Source organism: Lysobacter sp. SCRH-1R (assembly GCF_057747855.1).
In genome coordinates, this window is the sequence record NZ_CM173227.1 from 1608549 (window position 1) to 1627370 (window position 18822).

Genomic DNA, 18822 nt, shown 5'->3' on the forward strand with positions numbered 1-18822 from the left:
CGTCACGGTTCCTTGTGTCTGTTCGCTGTAAACGATTCCACGTGGTTCGACATGCTTTTGGAGAGAGGAAGCATATGAATTCGAGGTTCCCCCGATACCCGACACGCCGGCTGCTTGCCTGCGCCCTGGCCAGCTGCCTGGCCGTCGCCGCCCCCGCGGCGATGGCGCAGAGCACCTCGGCCACCGTCCGCGGCCAGATCACGGTCGATTCGGCGCCCGCTGCCGACGCCCAGATCACCGCGACCAACACCGCCACCGGCCTGACCCGCAAGGTCCAGGCGGCCAACGGCACCTACAACGTCGGCGGCCTGCCGCCGGGCACGTACCGCATCGACGCGGTCGCTGGCGGGCAGACCACCACGCGCACGGTGACGTTGCAGGTGGGGCAGACGGCGACGATCAACCTGTCCGCCGGCGGCCTGCCGGAGACGGCGCCGGCGGGCGAGGCGACCACGGTCGATGCGGTCACCGTCACCAGCGAGGTCGTGGCCGAAACCAAGACCTCGGAAATCGCCACCTACGTCACCAATAAGCAGATCGAGTCGCTGCCGCAGGGCACGCGCAACTTCCTCGCCTTCGCCGACCTCGCGCCGGGCGTGGCGTTCGAAACCGGCAACGAAGGCTCCACGCGCATCAAGTCGGGCGCGCAGAACGCCAACGGCATCAACGTCTACATCGACGGCGTCGGCCAGAAGGATTACGTGCTGCGTGGCGGCATCAGCGGCCAGGATTCCAGCCGCGGCAATCCGTTCCCGCAGTCGGCGATCGGCGAGTACAAGGTCATCACGCAGAACTACAAGGCCGAGTACGACCAGCTCAGCAGCGCGGCGATCGTCGCCACCACGCGCTCGGGCACCAACAATTTCGAAGGCAGCTTCTTCTGGGATTACACCTCCACCGACTGGCGCACGCCGACGGTGTTCGAGGAGCGCGCCGACGACAAGGTGCAGACCAAGGAAGAGCAGTACGGCGCGACCTTCGGTGGTCCGATCCTGCGCGATCGGGCGCACTTCTTCCTGTCGTACGAAGCGAAGGAATACGAGTCGCCGCGCACGCTGACGCCGGGTCGCGGCTTCACCATCGACCAGCTTCCGGATTTCCTGCAGGCGGAAGCGGGCACCGGCCTGTTCAACGCGCCGTTCAAGGAAAACCTGTACTTCGGCAAGGTCGACTGGTTGATCGGCGAGAACCATTACTTCGAATTCAGCGGCAAATACCGCGACGAAGAGGAACTCACCAACACCGGCGGCCAGAACCTGCCCAGCTACGCGACCAACAAGCTCAACGAGGAAACGCGCGCGGACCTGCGCTACCAGTACACCAACGGTCCGTGGCTCAACGATTTCCACCTGACCTACGAGGACTCGAAGTTCAACCCGAGCCCGTACACCAGCGGGATCGCGTACATCCTGAGCAATCGCAGCGACAACGGCGATGCCGATTTCAACAACGTCATCGTGCGCAGCGGCGGAGGTTCGGACTTCCAGGACAAGGGCCAGAAGGGCTGGGGCATCCAGAACGACCTGACCTTCACCGGTTTCCAGGACCACACCCTGAAGATGGGTATCAAGTACAAGGACGTGGACGTCGATGCGACCGAGCGCCAGCCGTACTACCCGCAGTTCACCTACGACCTGCTGAGCAGCCTGACCCAGCCGATCCACGTGAAGTTCGGCACCGCGCTGCCCGGCGTCGGCGACGGTTCGGCATCGTCGGCGAACAAGCAGTACGGCATCTATTTCCAGGACGACTGGGAGGTCAACGACAAGCTGATCCTCAACCTCGGCCTGCGCTACGACTACGAGAAGAGCCCGACGTACCTGGATTACGTCACGCCGGCCGACGTCGCCGCCGCGCTGCGCAGTTCGACCGCGATCAACAACCCGAACTCGGGCATCAACGTCGAGCGTTACATCAGCAACGGCAGCAACCGCAAGTCGTTCAAGGACGGCTGGCAGCCGCGCCTGGGCTTCTCCTACGACCTGTTCGCCGACCAGGCGCACGTGATCTACGGCGGCGCCGGCCGCGCGTACGACCGCAACCTGTTCGACTGGCTGCAGCTGGAAATCACCAAGTCGACCTTCCCGACGACCGACATCGATTTCCTCCGCGCCGACGGCACCTGCCCGCGTGCGGTGGCCGGTACGCCGTGCCAGCCGTGGGATCCGTCGTACTTCGATCCGGATGTGCTGGCGACGCTGGCCTCGCAGACCGGGTTGGGTCGCGAAGTCTTCATGCTCGACAACAACCTGCAGACGCCGTACTCCGACCAGTTCAGCCTGGGCATGCGCAATGCCGTCGGCGACTGGCTGACCGACGTGACGATCTCGCGCGTGGAGAGCCACGACGGCTTCGTGTTCCTGCTCGGCAACCGCCTGCCGGATGGCTCGTTCTTCGCGCCGGGGCTGAGCTGGGGCCCGCCGTGGGGCCAGGGCTTCGCGCCGTTCGGCAATCTCATCCTGGGAACCAACGGGCTTGAGACCAAGACCAACGCGCTGTACCTGAAGGCCGAGAAGCCCTACACGGCCGAATCGGGCTGGAGCGTCACCGTCGCCTACACCTACCTGGACGCGCGCGAGCAGCGCGAATCGCCGGAAGTGTTCTCGCTCGACTATCCGACCGTCCAGGCGCTGGGCTGGCACGACGCCGAAGTGCCGGAGCATCGCCTCGTCGCGACCGGCATCTACGACGGTCCGTGGGGTACGACGCTGTCGGCCAAGCTGACGCTGACCTCGCAGCCGCCGCGCTATTTCGTGAACTGTCGCGACGTGGACGTGGTCAACAACTGCTTCATCGACCAGTACAAGCCGGACGGAACGTATGGGTACAAGCAGTTCGACATCGCCGCGATGAAGGAATTCGACACCGGCGCGGGCTTCAAGATGTGGGCGCGCGCCGACATCCTGAACGTCTTCGACTGGGCGAACTACAACAGCTACCAGGATTATCCGGGTGGCTTCCAGTCGCCCAACCCCGAATTCGGCATCCCGCTCGCACAGGCCCTGCCGACCCGTACCTTCAAGCTTTCGCTGGGCTTCAACTTCTGACCCGCGCCGCCGGCCGCTTACCTCGTCGGAGCGGCCGGCGGTTTCGCGGTCCGGCTTTCGCGCGTGCGGGAGCCGCAAACACATTCATTCGACAGATGGCGTGGTGATGTTCGATTCGATACGACGCAGTGTGGGGACTGCATCGCTGGTGGCGGTGCTCGTGTTCATCTCGGGGTGCCGACAGGAAGGGCCTGCGTCCACGACGTACCCGATCGCCTCGGCGCCGCCGGTGCAGGTGGAGCCGCTCAAGCAGACCAAGCTGGAGCTTCCGCCGGTGTTCCGCGACATCGAGAAGCGCACGTTCCAGTTCTTCTGGGACACCACCAACGAAGTGAACGGGCTCACGCCGGACCGCTATCCGTCGCGTCCGTTCGCGTCGATCGCGTCGGTCGGTTTCGCGCTGACGGCCTATCCGATCGGCATCGAGAACGGCTGGGTCAGCCGCCGGCAGGCGGTGGATCGCACGCTCACCACGCTCAGGTTCTTCCGCGACATTCCGTCCGGCCCGCAGGCCGAAGGGAAGGGCGCCTACAACGGCTTCTACTACCACTTCCTCGACATGGACACCGGCGCGCGCTTCCAGAGCTGGGTCGAACTGTCGAGCGTGGACACCGCGCTTCTGATGATGGGCGTGCTGTTCGCACAGAGTTATTACGATCGCGACGATCCGCGCGAGAAGGAAATCCGCGAGCTCGCCGACACGCTGTACAAGCGCGTCGACTGGCCGTGGCTGCAGCGCAACGCGCCGCTGGTCTCTATGGGCTGGTTCCCCGAGAGCGGCTTCATCCAGCACGACTGGACCGGCTACAACGAAGCGATGATGTTGTACATCCTCGCGCTGGCCTCGCCGACGCATCCGATCGAGCCGGAGTCCTGGCAGGTCTGGACGCGCACGTACAACGATTCCTGGGGTGTCTACCAGGGCGAGGAATACCTGTCGTTCGGCCCGCTGTTCGGCCATCAGTACAGCCACGTCTGGATCGACTTCCGCGGCATCCAGGACGACTACATGCGCGAGCGCGGCATCGACTACTTCGAGAACAGTCGCCGCGCCGCGTACGCGCACCGTGCGTACGCGATCGCCAATCCGATGAAGTGGAAGGAGTACGGCCCGGAGGTGTGGGGCCTCACCGCGAGCGACGGCCCGCAGCAGACGCTGCAGGAATTCCGCGGCGAACAGCGCCAGTTCCGCCACTACTCCGCGCGCGGCGCCGGCCTGCGCGATACGTTCGACGACGGCACGATCGCGCCGACGGCGGCGATCGCGTCGCTGCCGTTCGCGCCGGAAATCGTCATCCCGACCACCGTCGCGATGCATGAACGCTACGGCGAATTCCTGTATTCCAGCTACGGCTTCCTGGACTCGTTCAACCCGAGCTTCGACTTCGACATTCCGCTGAAGACCGGCCGTCTGGTGCCGGGCGAGGGCTGGGTCGCGAGCGACTACATCGGCATCGACCAGGGACCGATCCTGACGATGATCGCCAACTACCGGAACGACTTCGTCTGGAACGTCATGAAGCGGAACAAGTACATCCGCGACGGCCTGCAGAAGGCGGGCTTCAAGGGCGGCTGGCTCGAGCCGGTGAAGGAAGGCGAGGCCGCGCCGACGCAGCCCAGGCCGCAGACGAAGGCGGAGAAGGACGCGGCGACGGCGCGCGCGCTGGGCGAGGCGGAGTCGCGCGTGAACCGCGCCTCGCAGACGCCGCAGCCGGCACCGGCACAGGATCAGAAGAACAAGTGATGAGGCCGCGCGCATACGCTGCGCACGTCAACCGTCCCCTGTTCAGGGGGGAGGGTTGCGGAGAGGGACGAAGCCGCCAAGCGGCGAGGAAGGGCATCCGCACATACATGGCACTGCTGTTGCTCTGCCTCGTCGCGCTACTCACTTCCTGCTCCACCGACCGCGACACCCGCACCGTCGTCCGCTTCTGGGCCATGGGCTTCGAGGGCGAGATGGTCCGCCAGCTCATCCCCGATTTCGAACGCGCCAACCCCGACATCCGCGTCGAAGTGCAGCAGCTGCCGGTCACCGCCGCGCACGAGAAACTGCTGACCGCCTTCGCCGGCGACGGCCTGCCGGACGTGTGCGGCCTGGGCAACACGTGGCTGGCGGAGTTCGTCGAACTGCGCGCGGTCGCGCCGCTGGAGCCGTTCCTCGCGCGCACGCCGTCGATGCCGGCGAACGATTACTTCCAGGGTTCATGGGACACCGGCGTCATCGACGGCCACGTCTACGCCGTGCCGTGGTACGTCGAAACGCGCCTGCCGTTCTATCGCAAGGACATCCTCGAAGACGCGGGTGTGAAGCAGGTGCCGCGCACGTGGCAGGAGTGGAACGACGCGATGGCCGCGGTGAAGCGCCACGTCGGTCCGGACCGTTTCGCCATCCACCTGCCGCTCAACGAGTACGAACCGCTGCTCAACCTCGCCATCCAGCAGCCCGATCCGCTGCTGCGCGAGGACGGCCGCTACGGTAATTTCCGCAGCCCGGGCTTCAAGCGCACGCTCGCGTTCTACAACGACATCTTCCAGCGCAAGTGGGCGCCGGCCTTCGCGAACACGCAGATCGCCAACGTCTGGAACGAATTCGGCCGCGGCTTCTTCGCCTTCTACGTCAACGGCCCCTGGAACATCGCCGAGTTCCGCAAGCGCCTGCCGCCGGAACTGGAAGGCAAGTGGGGCACGATGCCGCTGCCCGGTCCCGACGGTCCCGGCGCGTCGGTCGCCGGTGGCGCCAGCTTCGTCGTGTTCGAACAGGCGAAGAACAAGGACGCCGCGTGGAAGCTCGTCGCGTACCTGTCCGATCCGCAGGTGCAGGTGCGCTTCCACGCGCTCACCGGCAACCTGCCGCCGCGCCGCAGCGCGTGGGCGGGCAGCCAGGCGCTGGCGACCGATCCGTACACGCTGCCGTTCCGCGAACAGCTGGAGCGCGCCAGGCCCGCGCCGAAGGTGCCGGAGTGGGAACGCATCGCACAGGAGCTGCGCATCGTCGGCGAGCAAATGGTCGCCGGCCGCTACACCGTCGATGAAGCGGCGGCGGAACTCGACCGCCGCGCCGACGCGATCCTCGAGAAACGCCGCTGGATGATGGACCAGCACGCCGCCGGAGGTGCGCGATGAACGCCACGCCACGCGTCGGCGCCTCGACCGCCGGCTGGATGTTCGCCGCGCCGGCGCTCACGGTGATCGGCGTGTTCTTCGGCCTGCCGGTGCTGGCCGCGTTCGCGCTGAGCCTCACCGACTTCGACATCTACGCGCTGGCGGACATGTCGAACCTGCGCTTCGTCGGCCTGCACAACTACTGGACGCTGCTGCAGGACCCGCTGTTCTGGAACGCGCTGGGCAACACGATGTACTTCGTGGTGGTGGGCGTGCCGCTGTCGATCGCCGTCTCGCTCGGCGCGGCGCTGCTGCTGCATTCCAGGACCGCGCGGTTCAAGCCGTTGTTCCGCACCGCGTACTTCGCGCCGGTGGTGACGACGGTGGTCGCCGTCGCGGTGATCTGGCGCTATCTCTTCCACACGCGCTACGGCCTGGTGAACTGGGGACTGACCTCGATCGGCCTTCCTTCCATCGACTGGCTCGGCGATCCGGCCTGGGCCATGCCGACGATCATCCTGTTCGCCGTGTGGAAGAACTTCGGCTACAACATGATCATCTTCCTCGCCGGCTTGCAGTCGATTCCGGAAGACCTCTACGAAGCCGCGCGGATCGACGGCGCCACGCCCGCGCAGCAGTTCTGGAACGTCACGCTGCCGCAGCTGGGGCCGGTGCTGCTGATGGTCGGCATCCTCACGCTCTCGGGCTATTTCCAGCTGTTCGCCGAGCCGTACGTGATCACGCAGGGCGGTCCGTTGCAGAGCACGGTGAGCGTGCTGTACCTGATGTACGACGAAGGCTTCAAATGGTGGAACCTCGGCAACGCATCGGCTGTCGCGTTCCTGCTGTTCGCGCTGATGACCGTCGCCACCAGCGGCCTGCTGTGGTTCGCGCGACGTAAAGGAGCGGAGTGATGAATCCGCGTCTGGCCAAGGCCATCGTCAACGGTCTGCTGATCGCGCTCGCGGCGATCAGCCTCGCGCCGCTGCTGTGGATGCTGTCGGTGTCGTTCATGCAGCCGGGCGAGGCGAGCCATTTCCCGCCGCCGCTGCTGCCCGGCGCGCCGACGCTGCACAACTACCACGAGCTGTTCGCGCGCGCCGGCATGGGGCGTTATCTGCTCAACAGCGCGATGATCGCCACCGCCGCCACGCTCATCGCGCTGCTGCTCAACACGATGGCCGGCTACGCGTTCGCCAAGCTGAAGTTCGCCGGACGCGAGCGCGTGTTCCGCCTGCTGCTGGGCGCGCTGGTGATTCCGGCGCAGGTGACGATGATGCCGCTGTTCCTGATGCTCAAGCAGATGGGGCTGGTGAACACCTATGCCGGCGCGGTGGTGCCGCTGATGGCGAGCGTGTTCGGCATCTTCCTCGTGCGCCAGTACGCGCGCTCGATTCCCGACGAACTGCTGGAAGCGGCGCGTATCGACGGCGCGAGCGAGATGCGCATCTTCTTCCAGATCGTGCTGCCGGTGCTCAAGCCGATCCTCGTCACGCTGGCGATCTTCGTGTTCCTCGGCGCGTGGAACGACTTCATGTGGCCGCTGATCGTGCTCAGCGATTCGGGGCACTTCACGCTGCCGGTCGCGCTGGCGTCGCTGTCGCGCGAGCACGTGCAGGACAACGAGATGATGATGGCCGGATCGGTGGTGACGGTGTTGCCGGTGCTGGTCCTGTTCCTGGCGCTGCAGCGGTATTACCTGCAGGGCCTGCTGGTCGGGAGCGTGAAAGGGTGAGGAAGGCAAAGCGTTTCGGGTGGGCGGTTGCGTTGGTTCCGGCGGTGGCGTGGGCGCAGGGCGTCGGCGAGATCCGCGTACTGGACGACTTCGAATCGACCACGCCGTGGCAGGTGGTCACGTCCGACCAGGTGCTCGGGAAACTGCGCACGGTGCAGGGTGTGGATGGCAACGCCGTGTGCCTGGACTACGACTTCAACGGCGTGTCCGGTTACGCCGGGCTGCAGCGCGAACTCCCTGTCGACTATCCGGAGAACTACGCGTTCTCCTTCCAGCTGCGCGGCGATTCGCCAGGAAACGACCTGCAGTTCAAGGTCGTCGACGACAGCGGCGACAACGTGTGGTGGGTCAACAAGCCGCGGTACGATTTCCCGAAGGACTGGACGCCCGTGGTCTACAAGCGGCGCCACATCAGCCGCGCGTGGGGCCCCGCGCCGGATCCGACGCTGCGCCACAGCCGCAAGATCGAGTTCACGATCTACAACAGCGTCGGTGGAAAGGGCTCGGTGTGTTTCGATGCGCTGGCGTTCCGCAAGCTGGCGCCGCAGGACGACTCGCCGCTCACCGGCACCGCGAGCGCGACCGCCGAAAGCCGCAACGGCCCGGCGCGCGCCGCGATCGATGACGCTGCGGGCACTGCATGGCGTGCCGATCTCGACGCCGCGAAGCCGCCGCGGTTCACCCTCGACCTGCGCAGGCCGCGCGAGTTCGGCGGCCTCGTGCTCGACTGGTCCGCGGGCGAACACGCGAGCGACTACCGCACCGAGCTGTCCGACGACGGCACGCAGTGGCGCAACGCCCGCGAAGTCGCCGGAAGCGACGGTGGCCGCGATTACATCGCGCTGCCCGAGTCCGAGGCGCGCTTCATCCGGCTGACGCCGCTGAAGGCGCCGGCCGGGCGCATCGCGCTGGCGAATCTGCAGGTGATGCCGCTCGCATTCGCTGCGACGCCGAACGATTTCGTCCGCTCCGTCGCGAAGGACGCGCCCCGCGGCACCTGGCCGCGCGGATTAAGCGGCGAACAACCGTACTGGACGATCCTCGGCCTCGACGGCGGCATGGAGCAGGGTTTGATCGGCGAGGACGGCGCGATCGAAGTGGGCAAGGGCGCCTTCAGCATCGAGCCGTTCGTGGTGAGCGACGGCAAGCTGGCGTCGTGGGCCGACGTGAAGACCACGCAATCGCTGCAGGACGGCTACCTGCCGATTCCGTCGGTGCATTGGCGGCATGCGGATTTCGCGCTCGACACGACCGCGTTCGCGCACGGCACGCGCGACGATTCGCACCTCACTGCACGCTACGTCCTGCGCAATACGAGCGACCGACCGCGCCGCTATGTCTTTGCGCTGGCCGCACGCCCGTTGCAGGTGAATCCGCCGACGCAGTTCCTCAGCACCACCGGCGGCGTCAGCGAGATCCGTTCGATCCGCGCGGACGCGGGCACGATCGCCGTCGGAGGGCGCCACACGGTGCGCGCCAGCCGATCCGACGCCGCATTCGCCACGCGCTTCGACGAAGGCGAAGTGGTGCAGCGGCTCGCGCGCGCGGACTGGGCGTCGCGGGATGTGCCTGCCGCGCTTGGCGCCATTGGGAACAACGTCGACGACGAAACCGGGCTCGGCTCGGGCGCGCTGCTGTATTCGGTCGAACTCGCGCCTGGCCAGTCGCGCGAGTTCGACTGGAGCGTACGTCTGACCGGCCGCGACGCCGCATCACCGAAGCCCATCGATGCCGCGAAAGCGCAGGACGCCACGGCCGCACTGTGGCGCGGCAAACTCGATCGCGTGCAGCTCGATGTGCCCGAACAGGGTCGGCACGTCGTCGACACGCTGCGCACGGCGCTCGCGCACATGCTGATCAGCCGCATCGGACCGCGTTTGCAGCCGGGCACGCGGTCCTACTCGCGCGCGTGGATCCGCGACGGCGCGATGATCGGCGAAGGCCTGCTGCGCATGGGGCGCGGGGATGTCGCCGAGGAGTTCCTGCGCTGGTACGCGCCATACCAGTTCGACAACGGCAAGGTGCCGTGCTGCGTGGACGATCGCGGCAGCGATCCGGTGCCGGAGAACGACAGCCACGGCGAGCTGATCTTCACCATCGCCGAGGTGTACCGGTTCAATCGCGATCGCACGATGCTGGAGACGATGTGGCCGCATGTCGTCGGCGCGTTCGACTACATGGAAAAGCTGCGGCTGAGTGAGCGCAGCGAAGCCAATCGCGCGCGCAACCCGGCGTTCTACGGGATGATGCCGGCGTCGATCAGTCACGAAGGCTATTCGGCCAAGCCGATGCATTCGTACTGGGACAACTTCTGGGCGCTGCGCGGCTACAAGGACGCGGTGGAAGTCGCGCAGTGGCTTGGGAAGGACGCGGAAGCGAAGCGCTTCGCCGCCTCGCGCGACCAGTTCCGTGACGATCTCTACGCATCGCTGCGAAGCGCCACGCAGCAGCACGGCATCGACTTCCTGCCGGGCGCGGCGGAGCTGGGCGATTTCGATGCGACGTCCACGACGATCGCACTCGCACCGGGCGGCGAACAGGGCCGTCTGCCGCAGGACCTGTTGAACAACACCTTCGAGCGTTACTGGCGCGAGTTCGTCGCGCGTCGCGACGGCACGCGCGAATGGAAGGACTACACGCCGTACGAACTGCGCACCATCGGCACGTTCGTGCGCCTGGGCTGGCGCGATCGCGCGCACGAGGCGCTCGCGTTCTTCTTCGCCGACCAGCAGCCGCGCGCCTGGAACCAGTGGGCGGAAGTCGTTTCGCGCACGCCGCGCAAGCCGTTCTTCGTGGGCGACCTGCCGCATGCGTGGGTCGGTTCGGATTACGTGCGTTCCGCGCTGGACCTGTTCGCGTATTCGCGCGATCTGGACGACGCGCTGGTGATCGCCGCGGGCGTTCCGTCGGACTGGCTGGGGGGCGAGGGCGTCCGTGTGGCGAACCTGCGCACGCAGTACGGTCCGATGGGGTACCAGCTTCGTGAATCGGACGGTGCGCTGCTGCTCGATATCGCGACGGATTCGAAGCTTCCGCCCGGTGGCATCGTGTTCACGTGGCCCTACAAGACAACGCCCGGCGAAACGACGATCGACGGTCGCAACGCCGAGTGGCGCGACGGCGAACTGCGCATCGGCCGCGCCGGTGCGAAAGTGCGGATGGCCTTGCGCTGAGGCCTTTGTAGCCCGCGTAAGCGGAGCGCACCGCGCCGCCGGGCAATTCAGTCCCGGTTGCGCCAAGCGCGCCGCAGCGCGTTGCATTGTTGAAGCGTGGCGTGGCTTTGAGCTCCCCAGGCGACCCGGTTGCGCTCCGTTCACCCCGGTACAAGGGCGCCGTTGACGTGCTCTGGACCGCGTGTGCGGCAACGTTGAAACCTCCGCAGCAAGAATGCGCGCCTTGGCCCGGACACCGCATCGCGTCATCCCTGCCAGCGAAAGCGCGCGGCAGCACGCGCTGGATCGCTACCACGTCGTCGATACGCCGAACGAATCGGTCTACGACGATCTGGTCCGCATCGCCGCGCACCTGTGCGGCACGCCGATCGCGCTGCTGTCGCTGATCGATCGCGACCGTCAATGGTTCAAGGCGCGCCTGGGCCTGGCCGAGCACGAAACCCCTCGCAACGTCGCCGTCTGCGCGCACGCGATCCTGGAGCCGGGCGAGTTGATGGAAGTGCCCGACCTCGCGCGCGATCCGCGCTTCGCGTCGCTCCCGATCGTGATCGGGGAAGTGCGCGCCCGCTTCTACGCGAGCATGCCGATCACCACCTCGGACGGGCAGGCGATCGGCACGCTGTGCGTCGTCGACCGCAAGCCGCGCATGCTCGAACCGGAGCAGCGCGACTGGCTGCAGTCGTTGGGCCGCATCGCCATGGGGCTGCTCGACGCACACGCGCGTCGCTACCAGGACGAGGTGGAGGTCGCGCTCGGCACGCGGCGCGCGCCCGAACCGGAACCCGGGCCGAAGGAGAATTACCGCATCGCCCTCCTCGAGGTGCAGCGTTACGCGGCGGTGGTGGAACGCGACGGCGAGCGCGCGGTGGAGAAGGCGTTGCTCGCCTTGGAGGCGCGTTTCGAGGCCTGTTTGGCTCCCGAAGCCGGCGATCGCATCAACCGCGTGAGCGCGAGCGCGGAGTTCGTCGCGATGCTGATGGGCGACGACGGTGAGGCGCGCCTGGACGCGTTGCGCGCCATCGCGAAGGAAGAGCCGGCGCGCACCGGTCTCTCGGTGCTGGTCGGCGGCGCCGTTTCCGAGCATGGCGACGAGGGATTGAACGCGGTGTTCCAGCGCGCCGATGCGGATCTGAGCCGGCAGAAGGACGAGACCCAAACAGGGGAGGCGCTCCTGTCGCCCGGGTAAGCGCACCCGGGAGCGCGACCAGGCCCCGGGGCGATTCCCCGGGCTACAGTAGCGCGTTGCCCCAGGACACGAGCCCGCATGGATCGCGACGCACTTCTGCTCCAGCTCGCCCGCACCCGCGTGGGATTGGTCCGCACCTACGTCCTGCACGTGGTGTGGTTCGCGACCATGTGCACGGCGACGGCGATGCAGTGGCGCCAGGACGGATTGAAGGCGACGGTGTTGCTGACGCTCGTGACCGTGCCACCGGTGCTGGTGTACACCGTGCGTGCGCATCGGCTGTGCCGCGCACTCGATCCCCGCGCGCGCACCGTCGGGTTGGTGCCGGTGCTGGTGACGACGGTGATCCTCAGCCCGTTCGAATCCGGCCTCGTGCTGCCGTTGAAGAACCTTCTGGTCGCCAACCGGTTGCTGCGCGAGGCGCGCGCGTGCGAGGACGAACGAGTGGTGGATCGCGGGAGCACGGTAGAGGCGCAGCGTTGATTCAGCCCGCTCGTCTTTTCTTCGTCCCCGTGCACGTGCTCTTGAAGCGGGCCGTCAGTCGCTGCTGCAAGGCGCGGGTCGAGCGCCTCTCCCAGATGCCGCCTCAAACGCACCAATGCACATCCAGCGCCGTCGCGTGGCGACTTTCGAGCAGCACCAGCACCGGCCATCGGTGCGGATCGCCCGAGGCGAGCGCCTGTTCGAACACCGCGCGCTTGCGTTCGCCCTGGATCAGCAGCAGGCGGTGCGGAATGCGCGCGATCCCGTTAGGGGCGAGGCTGATCCGGCGTGGCCATTGCCGCGCACCCGGACACCCCTTCGCGTCGATGGCGACGTAGTCGCGCGGGCTGGCGAGGATGCGGTCGAGTCCGTCCATGCCGGGGAACAGCGACGCCGTGTGGCCGTCCTCGCCCATGCCGAACACGGCGACGGCGGCCTGACGGCGCGCGTGGGCGTTCGCCGTCGCCACCGCGCCCTCGATGTTGCGGCCGGGTTGCGTCATCGGTTCGAAGCGCGCGGTGGCGGCGTGGTCGCGCAGGAATTCGCGATGCACCAGCCACGCGTTGCTGTCGGGATCGTCCGGCAGGAGCCAGCGTTCGTCGACGAGGCCGACGTCCACGCGATCCCAGTCCAGCGGCGCCTGCGACAGCGCCCGGTACACCGGCCCCGGCGTGCCGCCGCCCGACAACAGCAGGCGCGCGCGTGGGTGCTGGATCAGTTCACGGCGCAGTTCCGCGGCGATGGACACCGCCGCCGCCCAGGTCCAGACCTCGCCGTTGGCGTGCGCGTGGAACGCGTACGGCGCGGCGGCGCCGGTCGTCGGCAGGGGCGTGCGGTCGGCCATGGGCCGATCCTCGCACAGCCCGTTTGAAGACCTTGTTCGGGGCCGCGGGCTAGGCGACGTCCTGCGCCAGCGCGGCGGCGCCGAGCAGGCCCGGCTGCGGATGCACCACCGCCAGCGTCGGAATGCGCGCCATCACCGGGGAGAACCGGCCCTTGTACTCGAAGCGCTGGCGGAAGGCGGAATGGGCGATCGACGGCAGCATCTTCGGCACCAGCCCACCGGTGAGGAACACGCCGTCCCATGCACCCAGGGTCAGGACCAGATCGCCCGCCGCCGCGCCGAACACCGCGCAGAACACGTCGATCGTGCGCAGGCTGCGCTCGTCGCCGTCTTTCGCGCGCGCGGTGATGTCGGCCGGCTTCAGCGGGCCGGGGTCCTCGCCGGCGATGTTGCTCAGCGCGCGATGCAGGTTCACCAGGCCCTGGCCGCTGACCAGCCGTTCGTTCGACACGCGGCCGAACTCGGCGGACATCTGCTGGAGGATCTCGATTTCCTCCGGCGAATTCGGGGCGAAGCTGACGTGGCCGCCTTCGGTCTGCAGCGGGAAATAACGACCGCCGCGACGCAGCAGCCCGCCCACGCCCAGGCCCGTGCCGGCGCCGATGATCGCGAAGGTGCGGTCGAGCGCGTCGTGGCCGTTCCAGCCGATGCCGCCCACCGGCACCACGTCCTGCGGTCGCAGCAGGGAAGCGCCCATCGCCTGCGCGGCGAAGTCGTTCATCAGCCGCAGCGAGCGCAGGCCCAGCGATTCGCCGGTGCGCGCGGCGGAAATCACCCACGGATGGTTGGTGATGCGCGCCTCGTCGCCGTCCACGCGGCCGGCGACGGCGAACACGCCGGTGGTCGCGATCGCGCCGGTGGTCTCGAGGTAATGGCGCGCGGCATCGGCGAGCGAGGGGAAATCGGCCACGGCGAATTCGCGCACGCTTTCCATCAGCAACGGCTCGGCCGAATCGTGACGCGCGAGCGCGAAGCGCGCGTTGGTGCCGCCGATGTCGGCGAGCAGGGCGTGGGTGTCGGGCTGGGAGGTCTCGCTCAAGGGATCACCACGGCGTGCGTTGCGCAGATGGGTCCGCAGCGTAATGGACCGGGGCGCGGCTGTCTGCGGTGTGGGGCCGCGTGGGCGGTGTTGCGTGGGCTGAATACGAAATCAGCGGTTGTGACGTTGATTCCTGGGAGTTGAACCCCTCTCCCCCGGGAGAGGGGTTGGGGTGAGGGACACCGAAGGCGCGACGCCGAACAGCCGGTGCGGCGATGCGCTGCGAGTTGAAGCGTTCACGCTCCGTGCCCCCTCATCCACCCTTCGGGCACCTTCCCGTGGGGAGAAGGGAACATCATCGCCGGCGGAGCAAAACAGAACGGCGGGACCCGCTGCCAATGGGAGGGAGGATGCAGCGGATCCCGGCCGCGAAAAGCGCCAGCTGGAACGTCAGCCTGGAACGTCCGCGCCTCAGTAGGGCAGCGGCTCGGCCAGCGAGCGGCCGTGGCTGGCGATCACCTTCGAATACCAGTGCGCGCTGTCCTTCGGCGTGCGTTCCTGCGTCACGTAGTTCACGTGCACCATGCCGAAACGCTTCGAATAACCCAGCGACCATTCCAGGTTGTCGAGCAGCGACCACAGCATGTAGCCGCGCACGTCGACGCCCGCGTCGATCGCGTCGTGAATCGCGCGCAGGTGCTTGCGCAGGTAGTCCGTGCGCAGCGGATCCTTGATGCGGCGGTTGCCCCCGTCGTCCACCATCGCGGCCGGCGGATCGAAGAACGCCGCGCCGTTCTCGGTGATGTACACCGGCAGGTCGCCGTAGGTCTGCTTGAACCACACCAGCAGGTCGGTCAGGCCCTGCGGGAAGACCTCCCAGCCGGTTTCGGTGTAGGTGCCCAGCGGCTGCTTCACCACGCCGGTGTTGAGCGGGTAGCTCTCGGCGGCCCTGGTGACGCTGCGCGTGTAGTAGTTGATGCCGACGAAGTCGAGCTTCTGCTTGATCAGCTCGTAGTCTTCCGGCGCCCATTCCGGCCACGCGTCGCCGAAGATCTCCTTCAGCTCCGGCGGGTAATGGCCGAGCAGGGCGGGGTGCAGGTACTGCTCGTTCATGTATGCATGCGCGCGGCGCACGGCGGCGGCGTCCTCGGCGGATCCGGTGGCCGGGTACTTCGGCTCGATGTTCACCACCAGGCCGATCTCGTGCTTGCCCAGTTCGCGATACGCCTTCACCGCGGCGCCATGCGCGCGCATCAGGTTGTGCGAGGCGATCGGCGCTTCGTACTTGCTGCGATGGCCCGGCGCCAGCGCGCCGTGCAGGTAGCCGCCGTCGGTGACGACCCACGGCTCGTTCAGCGTCACCCACTTCTTCACGCGGCCGTCGAGTTCGCGGTACATCACGCCTGCGTACTCGGCGAACCAGTCGGCGATGTCGCGGTTGAGCCAGCCGCCGCGATCGTCGAGCGCCGCCGGCAGGTCCCAGTGGTACAGCGTGAGCAGCGGCTCGATGCCGTTGTTCAGCAGTTCGTCGACCAGCCGCGAATAGAAATCCAGGCCCTTGCGGTTCACGCGGCCCGTGCCCTCGGGCAGGATGCGCGACCACGACACGCTGAAGCGATACGCCTGCAGCCCCAGCTCGCGCATCAGCTTCACGTCGTCGCGCCAGCGGTTGTAGTGGTCGCACGCGACATCGCCGGTGTCGCCGTTGAGCATCATTCCCGGCGTGTGCGCGAAACGCGTCCAGATGCTCGGGCCGGCGCCATCGGCCAGCGGCGAGCCTTCGATCTGGTGGGCGGCGGTGGCGGCGCCCCACAAAAAACCCTTGGGGAATGCGAACTGCTCGGACGGCTGACTCATCGGTGCGGTGGCCTGCGAGGGGTGGATAGGCATGAAAACGGTTACATGGCAGGATAGCGGACGCCGGCGATATTTGCATCGCCGGCCGGACAAAAATGCGGGCCCGGTCCCGCACGGCCGCAGGGGCTCACCCGAGGAACTCAATGGCGAAGGTCACGCTGGATCGTCTGCGCAAGGTCTATCCCAACGGTTACGTGGGCGTGGACGATGCGACCTTCGCGATCGGCGACGGCGAACTGCTCGTCCTGGTCGGGCCGTCGGGCTGCGGCAAGTCGACGCTGCTGCGGATGATCGCCGGCCTCGAGACCATCACCAGCGGCGAATTGCGCATCGGCGATCGCGTCGTGAACGACGTGGCGCCGAAGGATCGCGACATCGCGATGGTGTTCCAGAGCTACGCGCTCTATCCGCACATGACGGTTGCCGAGAACCTCGGCTTCGGCCTGAAGCTGCGCGGCGCGTCGAAGGACGAGATCAACCGCCGCGTGCGCGAATCGGCGCAGATGCTCGAACTGGAATCGCTGCTGGATCGCAGGCCCGCCGCGCTTTCCGGCGGACAGCGCCAGCGCGTCGCGCTCGGCCGCGCGCTGGTGCGCCAGCCACAGGTGTTCCTGCTCGACGAACCGCTGTCGAACCTCGACGCCAAGCTGCGCGCATCCACGCGCGTGGAGATCGCGCGCCTGCATCGCAAGCTCGGCACGACGATGATCTACGTCACGCACGACCAGGTCGAAGCGATGACGCTCGGCCAGCGCATCGTCGTGCTCGACAAGGGCCGCATCCAGCAGATCGACACGCCGATGGCGCTGTACAACCGCCCGGCGAACCTGTTCGTGGCGACGTTCCTGGGCAGCCCGAAGATGAACCTGCTCGAGGGCGAGGTCGTGCAGCACGGCGACGATCTCGCCTTGCGCCTCGCCGACGGCGTCGAACTTCCGCTGCAGCCGGAAGCCGGACTGCGCGACGTCCTGCGTGGTTTTTCCGGCAAGCGGCTCACCGTCGGCCTGCGCCCGGAAGATCTCTCGCTCGCCGCGCCCGGCGCGGGACACCTGCAGGCACGTGTGGAAACCGTCGAACCCATCGGCAACGAAGCCTTCTTGAACCTTGCCTGCGGCGGCGGCGAGCTCGTCGTCCGCCTGTCGCCGCGAAACCTTCCGAACGCCGGCGACACCGTGCATCTGGTCCACAACCCCGAGCACATGCATTACTTCGATCCGGACACCGGGCGCAGCCTGCGCGCGTAGGCCTTACTCGGGCTGCGTGGCTGCGCGCGCGACGTCGGCCGCGTTGACGTCTTCCGCACCGGGGGAGGTCGTCTGCTCGCCGATTTCGCGCGGCCCTGCCTGCCTCGATTCCGAATCCCCCGCCGCGCGGATCGCCCGCGCCACGCGCACGCGCGGCAGCGCATACGGATGCGAGGCGTTGAGGAATTCGATCATGCGTTCACGCACCGCGCAGCGCAGGTCGAACAGGTCGCCGGAATTGCGCGCGCTCACCAGCAATCGCACCTGCAGGGTCGAACGGTCGGAATCGGTGATCTGCGCCACGCATACGCGGCCGTCCCAGCGTTCGTCGGTTTCGCAGATGTGCTGCAGCGCCTTGCGCACCTCGGCCATCGGCGTGCGGTAGTCGAGCCACAGGAACGCGGTGCCGAGCAGCTGGGCCGTCGTGCGCGTCCAGTTCTCGAACGGGTTCTCGATGAACCATTGCAGCGGCACCACCAGGCGCCGCTCGTCCCAGATGCGCACGACCACGTAGGTGCTGTCGATCTCCTCGATGCGGCCCCATTCGCCCTGCACGATGACCACGTCGTCCAGGCGGATCGGCTGGGTCATGGCGATCTGCAGGCCGGCGATCAGGTTTCCGAACACCGGCTTGGCGGCGATGCCCGCGACCAGGCCGATGATGCCCGCCGAGGCGAGCAGGGTCGTGCCGAACTGGCGGATCGCGGGGAAGGTCATCAGCGCGATCGAGACGCCCGCCAGGATCGCGCCGCCCTGGGCGATCCGGCTGAGCACGCGGGTCTGGGTCTGGATGCGCCGCGCATCGAGGTTGTCGGCGACTTCCACCGGATGCCGGCGCAGGATCCGCCGCTCGACGGCGCCGATCGCGCGCACCGCCAGCCAGGTCATGCACAGCAGCCCGCCGACGCCCAGCCAGTGTTGGATGCGCACCAGCCAGTCTTCCGGCAGCGGGGTGGCGCGGATCGCCACACTCAGGAAGAACAGCGGCAGAGCGACCGCAGCCGGAGTGGCGATGACCTGCACGACCCGCGCCCGCGTCCGCGTGGCGGCGTGGGCGTCGGCCCGGCGGGAGAGGGCCAGCAGCGCGCGATGGACCAGCAGGCCCAGCACGAGCGCGATCGTCAGGGGCCACGCGATCGCGCCGGCCTGTCGCCAGAAACCCGGATCCATGG

The 18822-nt window shown here is 67.5% G+C and carries 13 protein-coding genes; 9 read left to right on the forward strand and 4 right to left on the reverse strand.

Annotation, left to right across the window (positions count from 1 at the left end; genetic code table 11):
• Positions 1 to 74 precede the first annotated feature (74 nt).
• The 8 genes from AC3ANK_RS07365 (at position 75) to AC3ANK_RS07400 (ending at position 12726) form a co-directional block, all read left to right on the forward strand.
• The gene (locus AC3ANK_RS07365; protein ID WP_484172584.1) at positions 75 to 3047 is read left to right on the forward strand and encodes a TonB-dependent receptor; all 2973 of its coding nucleotides are present in this window, start codon (positions 75 to 77) and stop codon (positions 3045 to 3047) included.
• A gap of 106 nt (positions 3048 to 3153) precedes the next feature.
• Complete coding sequence (locus tag AC3ANK_RS07370) at positions 3154 to 4791, forward strand: glucoamylase family protein (protein WP_206859045.1); 1638 nt, start codon at positions 3154 to 3156, stop codon at positions 4789 to 4791.
• Between the two features lie 107 nt (positions 4792 to 4898).
• Positions 4899 to 6170, forward strand: coding sequence for a sugar ABC transporter substrate-binding protein (locus AC3ANK_RS07375; protein WP_484172585.1), 1272 nt, complete (start codon positions 4899 to 4901; stop codon positions 6168 to 6170).
• On the forward strand, positions 6167 to 7063 hold the full coding sequence (locus AC3ANK_RS07380) for a carbohydrate ABC transporter permease (RefSeq protein WP_206859041.1): 897 nt from the start codon (positions 6167 to 6169) through the stop codon (positions 7061 to 7063). Before AC3ANK_RS07375 ends, AC3ANK_RS07380 begins: the two co-directional genes overlap by 4 nt.
• The gene (locus tag AC3ANK_RS07385) at positions 7063 to 7884 is read left to right on the forward strand and encodes a carbohydrate ABC transporter permease (protein WP_484172586.1); all 822 of its coding nucleotides are present in this window, start codon (positions 7063 to 7065) and stop codon (positions 7882 to 7884) included. Before AC3ANK_RS07380 ends, AC3ANK_RS07385 begins: the two co-directional genes overlap by 1 nt.
• A gap of 32 nt (positions 7885 to 7916) precedes the next feature.
• The gene (locus AC3ANK_RS07390; protein ID WP_484172857.1) at positions 7917 to 11057 is read left to right on the forward strand and encodes a discoidin domain-containing protein; all 3141 of its coding nucleotides are present in this window, start codon (positions 7917 to 7919) and stop codon (positions 11055 to 11057) included.
• A gap of 223 nt (positions 11058 to 11280) precedes the next feature.
• Entirely contained in the window at positions 11281 to 12243 is a 963-nt protein-coding gene (locus AC3ANK_RS07395) for a GAF domain-containing protein (protein ID WP_484172587.1), read from the forward strand.
• Between the two features lie 78 nt (positions 12244 to 12321).
• Positions 12322 to 12726, forward strand: a complete 405-nt coding sequence (locus tag AC3ANK_RS07400) for a hypothetical protein (RefSeq protein ID WP_484172588.1) — start codon at positions 12322 to 12324, stop codon at positions 12724 to 12726.
• 103 nt (positions 12727 to 12829) lie between these two features.
• Here AC3ANK_RS07400 and pgl read toward each other — a convergent pair whose 3' ends face one another.
• The 3 genes from pgl to AC3ANK_RS07415 all read right to left on the reverse strand — a co-directional run bounded on the left by pgl (position 12830) and on the right by AC3ANK_RS07415 (position 16406).
• Positions 12830 to 13570, reverse strand: a complete 741-nt coding sequence (gene pgl / locus AC3ANK_RS07405; protein ID WP_484172589.1) for a 6-phosphogluconolactonase — start codon at positions 13568 to 13570, stop codon at positions 12830 to 12832.
• Positions 13571 to 13619: 49 nt separating this feature from the next.
• Entirely contained in the window at positions 13620 to 14609 is a 990-nt protein-coding gene (gene glk / locus AC3ANK_RS07410) for a glucokinase (RefSeq protein ID WP_484172590.1), read from the reverse strand.
• A 411-nt stretch (positions 14610 to 15020) separates the two neighbouring features.
• Entirely contained in the window at positions 15021 to 16406 is a 1386-nt protein-coding gene (locus AC3ANK_RS07415; protein WP_484172591.1) for a GH1 family beta-glucosidase, read from the reverse strand.
• Positions 16407 to 16549: 143 nt separating this feature from the next.
• On the opposite strand from AC3ANK_RS07415, the gene AC3ANK_RS07420 reads away from it, so the two are divergent.
• Entirely contained in the window at positions 16550 to 17650 is a 1101-nt protein-coding gene (locus tag AC3ANK_RS07420) for an ABC transporter ATP-binding protein (protein ID WP_484172592.1), read from the forward strand.
• A 3-nt stretch (positions 17651 to 17653) separates the two neighbouring features.
• Here the strand turns inward: AC3ANK_RS07420 and AC3ANK_RS07425 are convergent, their stop codons facing one another.
• Positions 17654 to 18820 (reverse strand): mechanosensitive ion channel family protein, encoded by a 1167-nt coding sequence (locus tag AC3ANK_RS07425; RefSeq protein WP_484172593.1) that lies wholly within the window; start codon positions 18818 to 18820, stop codon positions 17654 to 17656.
• Positions 18821 to 18822: the final 2 nt, after the last annotated feature.

What these genes read in the sequence shown, in the direction of transcription:
- AC3ANK_RS07365 (WP_484172584.1), top strand. Translation starts at nt 75, where the DNA reads ATGAATTCGAGGTTCCCCCGATACCCGACACGCCGGCTGCTTGCCTGC.
- AC3ANK_RS07370 (WP_206859045.1), top strand. Translation starts at nt 3,154, where the DNA reads ATGTTCGATTCGATACGACGCAGTGTGGGGACTGCATCGCTGGTGGCG.
- AC3ANK_RS07375 (WP_484172585.1), top strand. Translation starts at nt 4,899, where the DNA reads ATGGCACTGCTGTTGCTCTGCCTCGTCGCGCTACTCACTTCCTGCTCC.
- AC3ANK_RS07380 (WP_206859041.1), top strand. Translation starts at nt 6,167, where the DNA reads ATGAACGCCACGCCACGCGTCGGCGCCTCGACCGCCGGCTGGATGTTC.
- AC3ANK_RS07385 (WP_484172586.1), top strand. Translation starts at nt 7,063, where the DNA reads ATGAATCCGCGTCTGGCCAAGGCCATCGTCAACGGTCTGCTGATCGCG.
- AC3ANK_RS07400 (WP_484172588.1), top strand. Translation starts at nt 12,322, where the DNA reads ATGGATCGCGACGCACTTCTGCTCCAGCTCGCCCGCACCCGCGTGGGA.
- pgl (WP_484172589.1), bottom strand. Translation starts at nt 13,570, where the DNA reads ATGGCCGACCGCACGCCCCTGCCGACGACCGGCGCCGCCGCGCCGTAC.
- AC3ANK_RS07415 (WP_484172591.1), bottom strand. Translation starts at nt 16,406, where the DNA reads ATGAGTCAGCCGTCCGAGCAGTTCGCATTCCCCAAGGGTTTTTTGTGG.
- AC3ANK_RS07420 (WP_484172592.1), top strand. Translation starts at nt 16,550, where the DNA reads ATGGCGAAGGTCACGCTGGATCGTCTGCGCAAGGTCTATCCCAACGGT.
- AC3ANK_RS07425 (WP_484172593.1), bottom strand. Translation starts at nt 18,820, where the DNA reads ATGGATCCGGGTTTCTGGCGACAGGCCGGCGCGATCGCGTGGCCCCTG.